Annotated in this window: 9 protein-coding genes and 1 pseudogene; 2 read left to right on the top strand and 8 right to left on the bottom strand. The window is 31.2% G+C overall.

Annotated elements, in window-relative coordinates:
• Window positions 1–208: 208 nt before the first annotated feature.
• The 6 genes from FLS47_RS10185 to FLS47_RS10165 all read right to left on the bottom strand — a co-directional run bounded on the left by FLS47_RS10185 (window position 209) and on the right by FLS47_RS10165 (window position 4822).
• On the bottom strand, window positions 209–1012 hold the full coding sequence (locus tag FLS47_RS10185; RefSeq protein WP_218962213.1) for an IS3 family transposase: 804 nt from the start codon (window positions 1010–1012) through the stop codon (window positions 209–211).
• Window positions 1013–1032: 20 nt separating this feature from the next.
• On the bottom strand, window positions 1033–1299 hold the full coding sequence (locus FLS47_RS18540) for a transposase (protein WP_206366949.1): 267 nt from the start codon (window positions 1297–1299) through the stop codon (window positions 1033–1035).
• 132 nt (window positions 1300–1431) lie between these two features.
• Window positions 1432–1644, bottom strand: coding sequence for a hypothetical protein (locus FLS47_RS10180; RefSeq protein ID WP_149914269.1), 213 nt, complete (start codon window positions 1642–1644; stop codon window positions 1432–1434).
• 240 nt (window positions 1645–1884) lie between these two features.
• Window positions 1885–2781 carry a hypothetical protein gene (locus FLS47_RS10175; RefSeq protein WP_149914268.1) on the bottom strand — a complete coding sequence of 299 codons (897 nt, stop codon included), beginning with the start codon at window positions 2779–2781 and terminating at the stop codon, window positions 1885–1887.
• A gap of 804 nt (window positions 2782–3585) precedes the next feature.
• Entirely contained in the window at window positions 3586–3972 is a 387-nt protein-coding gene (locus FLS47_RS10170) for a hypothetical protein (RefSeq protein ID WP_149914267.1), read from the bottom strand.
• Window positions 3941–4822 carry a hypothetical protein gene (locus tag FLS47_RS10165; RefSeq protein ID WP_149914266.1) on the bottom strand — a complete coding sequence of 294 codons (882 nt, stop codon included), beginning with the start codon at window positions 4820–4822 and terminating at the stop codon, window positions 3941–3943. Before FLS47_RS10165 ends, FLS47_RS10170 begins: the two co-directional genes overlap by 32 nt.
• Before the next feature lie 561 nt (window positions 4823–5383).
• Between FLS47_RS10165 and FLS47_RS19040 the strand changes: the two are divergent.
• Together FLS47_RS19040 and FLS47_RS10160 are read left to right on the top strand one after the other, a co-directional pair.
• Window positions 5384–5491: pseudogene (locus FLS47_RS19040) on the top strand (exodeoxyribonuclease X C-terminal domain-containing protein); the annotation flags it as partial.
• A 21-nt stretch (window positions 5492–5512) separates the two neighbouring features.
• A complete protein-coding gene (locus FLS47_RS10160; RefSeq protein ID WP_149914265.1) occupies window positions 5513–5749 on the top strand; it encodes a hypothetical protein in 237 nt (78 codons plus the stop codon).
• A 134-nt stretch (window positions 5750–5883) separates the two neighbouring features.
• On the opposite strand, the gene FLS47_RS10155 is transcribed toward FLS47_RS10160, so the two are convergent.
• Both FLS47_RS10155 and FLS47_RS10150 read right to left on the bottom strand, forming a co-directional pair.
• Window positions 5884–6186, bottom strand: a complete 303-nt coding sequence (locus tag FLS47_RS10155; protein WP_149914264.1) for a hypothetical protein — start codon at window positions 6184–6186, stop codon at window positions 5884–5886.
• A 962-nt stretch (window positions 6187–7148) separates the two neighbouring features.
• Window positions 7149–7661 carry a helix-turn-helix domain-containing protein gene (locus tag FLS47_RS10150; protein WP_149914263.1) on the bottom strand — a complete coding sequence of 171 codons (513 nt, stop codon included), beginning with the start codon at window positions 7659–7661 and terminating at the stop codon, window positions 7149–7151.
• Between the last annotated feature and the right edge of the window lie 394 nt (window positions 7662–8055).

Genomic DNA, 8055 nt, shown 5'->3' with positions numbered 1-8055 from the left:
CGTGTTATACATTGCCAATTTATACATAACGCTGAGCTATTTATTTACTCAGCAAGTTAAACCTTATTGTTTTAAGGTGGTGGCATTCTAACGCGAACGGGTGGTGGCATTTACACGCTAATTAACACGATTTTCGGACTGGCATCCAGGCGAGTTTTCAAATATAAATATAGTTGTTATCAATAGGTCAATCTTTTTTAAAGGTGACCTATTGATAACATGCCGCCGGCAGGGCATCGTATTCCATTGGTGTCTTTCCTCCCAGTGATTCATGTGGTCTTTTGTAGTTGTAATCCTGTAGCCATTCTTCTGCGAGTATCTGTACTTGCAGAGTATCTTCAAAGAGGTAGGCATCCAGGATACTTTCCCGAAATGTGCGGTTGAAACGTTCAATGTAGGCATTTTGCATAGGCCTGCCTGGTTGGATATACTGTATCTCTATTTCTTTGTCAGCACACCAATCTCGAAATTCCCTGCTGATAAATTCTGGGCCGTTATCTGTACGGAAACGTGAAGGCTTTCCTTGCTCTTTTATGATGCGTTCCAATAGATAGGTTACTTTGCTTGCTGGCATACTATGTGCAACCTCAATAGCGATGGCCCGCCTGTTAAAGTCATCAATGATATTCAGTGTCCTGAACTTGCGCTTATTGGTCAGTACATCGCTCATGAAGTCCAAAGACCATGTTTTAAGCGGCTTCTCTGGAATCGACAATGGTTGCTTTACCCGGGCTGGAAGTCGTCTTCTGCTCTTTCTGCGACGATTCATCCCCAATAGTTGATACACCCTGCGTATTCGTTTGTAATTCCATTTCAGTCCTTCGTGTCGGATCCGTGAATAGTAAAGGTCCTGTCCTTCGGTTGGATACCGATCGGCCAGCTCTCGGAGCTTCGCTATCGTTTCGCTGTCATCCTTCTTGTTCCTGTAATAATACATTGACTTGGGAAGATTGACAACCTTGCAGGCCCTGCTGATGCTGATCCGGTGCGTCGAAATCACATAAGCAGCCATATCCTTGCGCTGGCAGGGCCTCAGAACTTTTTTGATAGTACGTCCTTGAGGATCTTATGGTCTAGGGCAAGGTCCGCATACATCTGTTTGAGACGGCGGTTCTCTTCCTCAAGTTCCTTCATACGGCGCAGCTCTTGGCTGTCCATACCGGAATACTTCTTCTTCCAATTGTAAAATGTGGCTTGGTGGACACCCAACTCCCGGCAGATATCAGAAGTGGATTTACCTGATTCATGTTGCTTGATCGCCGAAACGATCTGACTCTCGCTGATTCTTGTTTTTTTCATTGTACTGTTCTAAGTTACGAATTTTCGCATTTCAAACAGTCCGACTTTTCGGGAGGGTTACAGGTCATTTGAATTTATCATGTATAAATATTAAAGCCCCTAAAATTAGAAGGGGATTATAAATTATTTGAATTAAATTACATATTTATTAAGATTTTCAACCCATGCAACTACAGGATCAGTGACTTCATCGCCTGGCATATTTTTATCCCTATAATACCACTTATTTTCACTTTTGATATAAAGAGCTACCGATAAAAATGTGTTATTATCTTTAGTAATATACACTGCATAATAATCATTATTTGCTTCTGGAAGTCTTTCACTTGTTTTTACCCAATTCATATTTTAAAATTTTACGGTTTATTAATTTATTGAATATAGATAAAAACTTCTTAACTTTTAAAGTTGGACACGAAAATTTTCAAAGGTGTAACAAAGCGGATTTCGAAGTCCAAATTTCTTGTCCTTTTAGAACCTAGAAAGGATTTTAGTTATAGAGGTGTTTAATCATTTGATGGTGAAAGAGAATGGGTATGTTAGTTTGAAGGATGAGGGGTATTTTTAACAATACCCTTTATAATTTTACTCTAAATTGTCTATCAATTCGGTGTTATATTTGTCTATTTCATCTGACATAGCTACAGTTTTAGCTTTGCCTTTAACCATAGTTTCGGAAATAAAAACAATTTGACCTTTTTTGTTTTTAAAATATTCAGACTTAAGTACCCTAAAATGACCTCTTCTAAAATGAGGGATTTTAGAAATTGTTGAATTATCCTCTGTTATCTTATCTGAAACTTGAATTGTCAGATTTTTAGCTAGTTTATTTTCACTATAATCAACATAGTCATTTGGAACTCCATCACTAACACAATTTGGAAAACAATTCATGTAAGCTATTGTATTAATAGCTAAGCGGAATATTCTAGAATGTGTTTTAGATATTTCATCCTCTTTTTTTATTATCTCTTTATAGAATTTATCAGACATCAGTCCATAAATTTTTCCAAAAGTATAATATAGTGTTAAACTGCCATCATCCTCAATGTTCAGAGTAAAAGCATATCCTTCTCCATCAAATGGAACATGTAAAGCGAATTTAAAAACAAAGGTTTCTTTAATTTCATTAGAATATATATAGGTTATGTTTCTAATTTGCCCATTGTCATAAAGATAATTTTTAATGCTATCTAAATCCGCCAAAACAGTTGTTTCAAGAAAATGTCTTAATTCTCTTTCTAGAAAGAATAGATGTAATAAATCACCTTTAGAATCATCCCTCCATAAATCTAAACCAGTGATTGTTAAACTCCTCATATCAAGAGTTTCATCAGGCGCTAATTGATTGGATAAAAGATTTCTCTTAAGTACAAAATGGATTTGCTCATCTGAAAACTCAGGTGTTAATTTTTTTTGTATTCCATAAAGTTCCTTCCAAAAGAAACTAAGTGGTTTACTGTAATATTTTTTCTTTGCCATAGTTTCTCATTTTAATACTTTATAAGTTTATTGAATATAAATAATTACTTTATTATTCCTTAAGGTTGGGCACGAAAATTTTCATAGGTGTAATAATGTAAGGAATGAAGTCCAACTTTCTGAATATTTTAAAAGATAATAAGTTAATAAGGAATTAGATTTAAGAATAAAAGGGTTCCAAAATCGCTTAATATAAAGGTTCCGTACCTTTGATTTTTTCAATAATTTCTTGAATTGTTTGAATTTACATAAATTTGATTGCCTACATAATTAACCTTGGTTTTTGCTCCGTCAATTGTATTCAGCTCTGAAAGGTAAATTATATTATCTACATTAAAAACTACTTTTGTACCATCTACGGTATTTAGATGAATGAATTTTACCATATTTTTTATTTTAGGATAAAAATTATTTAATCCCCCAAATTCAAAGGGGATTATAAATTATTTAGAATATCTAATATTTACAACTGGCCATTGCTAGAAAAGTGAAATTCCCTCCTGTAACAGATATTATATGATAAATTATTCATTGTTTTTAGAATTCTTTCACTAGTATTAATGCAACTCAATATTTCTTTATAACGATTTTTTGCTGTCAAAAAAATATCTCACAACAACAAATAAAGTACCAATATTAAACCCTTCAACTATAACATACTTCCACTTCGAATCTTCATTTGGTTCATTAAACAGATTATTAAGAGTCCAAATATTAAATACTATAAATGATAAAAGTAATATAGACATGCAAATCATTTTAAATATCACCACATATATTTTTATCTTGTCAGGAGTTAAACCATTATTTGCCATGTTCCTCCCTTACTAATCTATAAAAAACTACAGTATTTAATTTATGTGCATAAAAAACATGGTTCTCTTCCTCTCTAATTTCGCAATTTGAACATGACAAGTTGAAGGGAGAAGTTTTTGCAAACTCATTTTCAAAAATCATTTTTTTGCAATTAGAGTTGGGACAAATATATCCAATATGCTTTGTGAAGAATCCAGCTCGAACTGCCAAATCACAAAAGAACTTAGCCACTCGATAGGAGAACCCAAAAAAGCTTCTAATATTTTCCACATATATTTTATCTGGATTTGAATTAGCTATAAGCTTTTCCTTATTTTCAACAAACTCTCCTAAAAAGCTGTTATCAATTGTTTTTAAGAATTTCGTTAATAACATTAGTAATTTGATTTACGGACTTTGGATAAATTGTAAAAGATAATTCACCACCACTAACATCGCAAGTAAAATGCGAAGGAAAATCAGCATTATCAGGTAAATATCTAAAAATACAATTTTCAATAGGATTTCTCATCAAATTGAGATATTCAGCAGGGTACTTGTTTTTAAACAACTCTTCTCCATCCATTATTTCCTTTGTTCTAGATGATGACTTTCTATAAGCTAATTCTTTACCATCAATAATATCTTTTTCCCATAGGTACTTAATGCCTTTATTCAGATCAGCTTTCGATGGTCGAATTTTAAAATTTGAATCAAAAAATGTTAATATACTATGAATTGCATCACCATCATCAATAATTTTCTTACTACTAATTAAATCAATATCATCTGAAAAATGCGTCTTCAAATTAATCTCAACTTTAGTAAGTTCTAAAATTAAATAAGCATTATTAATGATAATTTTTATCGGTTGTTTAAAGAATATACTAACTGTTTTCTTAAGACCCTGCTCATAAATCACTGCATCATATTTTAGTTTATGATATCCCTTCAAGGAAAAGACTCCCTGAGAAGTTGTTTGAGAGAGTATTTCTATCCCAAGTTCATTTGACAGAATACTTTTTTTGTGTTGATATTTATTTTTCAGTGAATATATATGTACACTCTTTTTAGTATAATCGATGTTGTTAACTACAAACTCATTTATACTTTTTTCATCGTTATTACTTAATATATCCTTAATCACATTTTCTTGAAGTCTTTCATCGGAATCAAAAGAATCTTTCAAATGATTAACTGAAAATAGCCTTAAAATCCTTGAAAGTAATAACGTAATAGTATTCATATTTATATGTAATTGGTCAATATTTTGACACAAAAGTAAACAAATTTTAAAAAATTGGAAGTAAGGCATTCCGTTTCGGAATTACCGTCATGAATATACGCCAAACTTCATAAATTAAAAATAGTGATGCTCACAATTTCTAATTTATTGTTTCACAGTTTGTCATAATTCATGTTTTTGTAATCCCTACACTTCATAAAAGCTCTTTTGTCTTTTGAACAAGTACTACGTACACATTCAAAATCCAACCGCTTTTAGAGTTTGGCTCGCCTGCTTGTCGCTCAGGCTTCGATGTTGTCATCATTTTTGAAACAAAAATACCGCCAACAGTCTTCGTCTATTTCATAGATATCGTTGAATCATGCTTGCGCATTTCTCTTCAACGACCTTCGCTCAACTCGCAGGACGGCGAGAGAACGCATTGCAATTAAAATTTATTATAATTTCCTAATAGCCTACTATTTAAAAAGAAATAATTTTATTATTATTAAATAAAAATAGTTTTGCATTTTAAATTTGTCTAATTATATTTACTTATCCTCAATAACTAATTTATTAATTATGATTTGCTATAATTTAAATACTAAACTAACTTTCGGCAAATATAAAGATCTAACAGTTTCTGAAATTCTAGATTTAGGTTACAAATCTTATATTGAATGGTGTTTAATAAATCTAGACCATTTTATAATGGATTCAACTACTTTATCAAATATTGAGAGAGAATACCCTGAGCCAAAATTTGTTAAAGACGCATATAATGCAAATAATAAAAAAAATTTCCTTTCAAGTAATACAAGAGAAGATAAAAGAAACGAATATCATATGTGGCGCCAACAACAAGATGAAATGAATAGCTACTTTGATAATTATAATGATGATTTAGACGCAGATCAACAGGGTCCAGACTTTTGGAATCAATTTTAATTAATAAAATTTTTTATATCTATAATTGTTCAAAAGTATCCCCTTTAATGTTTAATATCTTTGAATCATCATAACTGACATCTCTTTGAAATTCTTCGCTAAACTCGAAGGACAGGGGTATAGTTAAGGTATTATTATTCAAACTTTTTATAACCTAAATTTATAATGTCATCAAAAACCAATTTATTGAGTTGTTTAAACCCATACTTAATTCCCTTAATATGCCTTAATGAGTTATTTGGGTGAATATATATAGTATCACCAAGGTCATTTGTAAATAATATACCATTATCATTTTGGATATTTGTTCTCATATAAACGTGATTATCAAATATGATTCTATCCCCTTGATTTAATTTTTGTGCTATTATGTTTCTACATTTCAATGGTTTTGTAATCTCAACACTTATATATTTTGTTTTTGAATAATTGGTCATATATGTTTTTCTTCAAATATAAAAAAAAATGGACACGAAAATTTACTTGGGGGTATAGATGTAAAGAATGGAGTCCAAAAAAGTGCGCCAAAAGTGTGACGAGATTTTTAAGAAATTTGTGATTTTTCGAAGATTACGAAATTTTGTATATTTGTTTAAATGTGGCTTTAAACATAGTATAAGGCTTATTTTCTTGATTTTAGAAAGCCATTTGGCTATATCTGGAAATGATATTGCAGAGAGGAAGGGATTCGAACCTTCTGCTTTTAGAATATTCTATTATTCCATAAAAACTTTAATCTTATTTGTTTTGATCTTAAGTTCCTTATAATTAACGTCAATTCGGCATAGGAAAAGGAAATAATAAAATATAACTTGTTAATTATCAGTGCCAAGCTAAATCCATTATTCTACGGATAATGTCGCCTAACAAAACCGAATTTACCAAATTATATTTAGATAAATATGCATGTGTAGGAATGGCGAGTCGTTGTGCAAACCAAGTTTACGAGTTCATCGAAGCTAAATTTTTAAGCGTCGAGTTTACCTTGGGCTAGCTCAATACGTTCGATTTTGATTTTTTTTGCGGAATACCACGAATTGGTCATTCATCTCATTAAAAACAACACTAATGAATAAAAGGAACTCCCTGCACAGGATGGTATAATCAACATTTATTAAATTGAACTCACGTTAATTCTTTCACATGCATTATGTGAAAAGAATTTTATATCTATTTGTCGTATTCTTTTTTAGCTTTTGCGCCAGGCGGATGGTAACGAGATCGCCTACAGAGGTACTTTTAATTATAGGATTGAAACCAGGGCCAAAATGTATTGTGATCTCAAAGAAAAACATGTTCGACTTCAATGTGATAATAAGGACACGTCAGGGAATACTCCATTATTGAAACCACCAAATCGTGTATGTAATTATTAGAAATATTGGAAGCTTGGTCTTTTTTATTTCTTTTTATACAAATATGTGTTTTTTTTAGTAGGGTGAGGCCAATGTTGAATAAAAATGGATTTTTGAAATTCTGTGGATAAACTACTCCCTTTATATACTAGATTATACTCTAATAAAATCCGTTTAACATCTTTAATCTCCATTTCTTTGTTAGAAAGGAATGTCTTGTCTTTTAATAATACAAATTCAATGATATATGGAATTGATGGATTTTCATTAAGGATTTTGGAGTATTCAGGATTTCTTTTATGATAACTCTGTAATGAAATTCGATAATTATCAGGTGGAATAATCGATTTCGTAGTTAATTTTGTAAATGGAATATTAAAAAAATCACATGCTTTCTCTATAGTAACTAAATCAAATTTGAAGGTTCCCTTTTTCAAATAATGGACCCATCTTTTTGATACACCAATTATATTTCCAAATGCCTCTAGAGTTATTCCACTATGTCGAATTAGTTCAAAAATATTATCTTTTGTGATTTCAGCATTAAATCTTTTCATGCCGCAAAATCAAAATACAATTGATCTAAAAAAGTGCAAATAAATTCTCTTTTATGAATTATTTTTTTTATATTTGAATAATTAAATATTGTCTAATAATTTTTTACTTATTAGATTATGGCATTAATATTAAGAGTCTCGGCTATAAAATTCGACATTAACAAGCAAATCGAGGCGGTAGAATTAATGCCCATACTGATATTTTATGTAACTTCGTTGCATACTATAGCTTATGGGCCTCTACTGTACACCGTATTTGCAGGCGTCGAATCCTTATAGCACGGAAGTAGAGCCCTGCTATAGTTAGCTTTAACTCTGTCTTCCTAAAGACTCGTTAACCAAATAAACGAGTTATGAAAAAACAACTTTACAAAAACATTATTTCAGCTCCCGA

Origin of the sequence: Sphingobacterium cavernae, from assembly GCF_008520265.1 — a bacterium.
GTDB lineage: Bacteria > Bacteroidota > Bacteroidia > Sphingobacteriales > Sphingobacteriaceae > Sphingobacterium > Sphingobacterium cavernae.
The sequence above is the reverse complement of the archived record's forward strand: the minus strand, read 5'-3'. Positions and strand labels throughout refer to the sequence as shown.

Coding starts and splice junctions, on each gene's coding strand:
- FLS47_RS10175 (WP_149914268.1), bottom strand. CDS start 2,781: ATGGCAAAGAAAAAATATTACAGTAAACCACTTAGTTTCTTTTGGAAG.
- FLS47_RS10185 (WP_218962213.1), bottom strand. CDS start 1,012: ATGGCTGCTTATGTGATTTCGACGCACCGGATCAGCATCAGCAGGGCC.
- FLS47_RS18540 (WP_206366949.1), bottom strand. CDS start 1,299: ATGAAAAAAACAAGAATCAGCGAGAGTCAGATCGTTTCGGCGATCAAG.
- FLS47_RS10155 (WP_149914264.1), bottom strand. CDS start 6,186: ATGACCAATTATTCAAAAACAAAATATATAAGTGTTGAGATTACAAAA.
- FLS47_RS10170 (WP_149914267.1), bottom strand. CDS start 3,972: ATGTTATTAACGAAATTCTTAAAAACAATTGATAACAGCTTTTTAGGA.
- FLS47_RS10180 (WP_149914269.1), bottom strand. CDS start 1,644: ATGAATTGGGTAAAAACAAGTGAAAGACTTCCAGAAGCAAATAATGAT.
- FLS47_RS10165 (WP_149914266.1), bottom strand. CDS start 4,822: ATGAATACTATTACGTTATTACTTTCAAGGATTTTAAGGCTATTTTCA.
- FLS47_RS10150 (WP_149914263.1), bottom strand. CDS start 7,661: ATGAAAAGATTTAATGCTGAAATCACAAAAGATAATATTTTTGAACTA.
- FLS47_RS10160 (WP_149914265.1), top strand. CDS start 5,513: ATGGATTCAACTACTTTATCAAATATTGAGAGAGAATACCCTGAGCCA.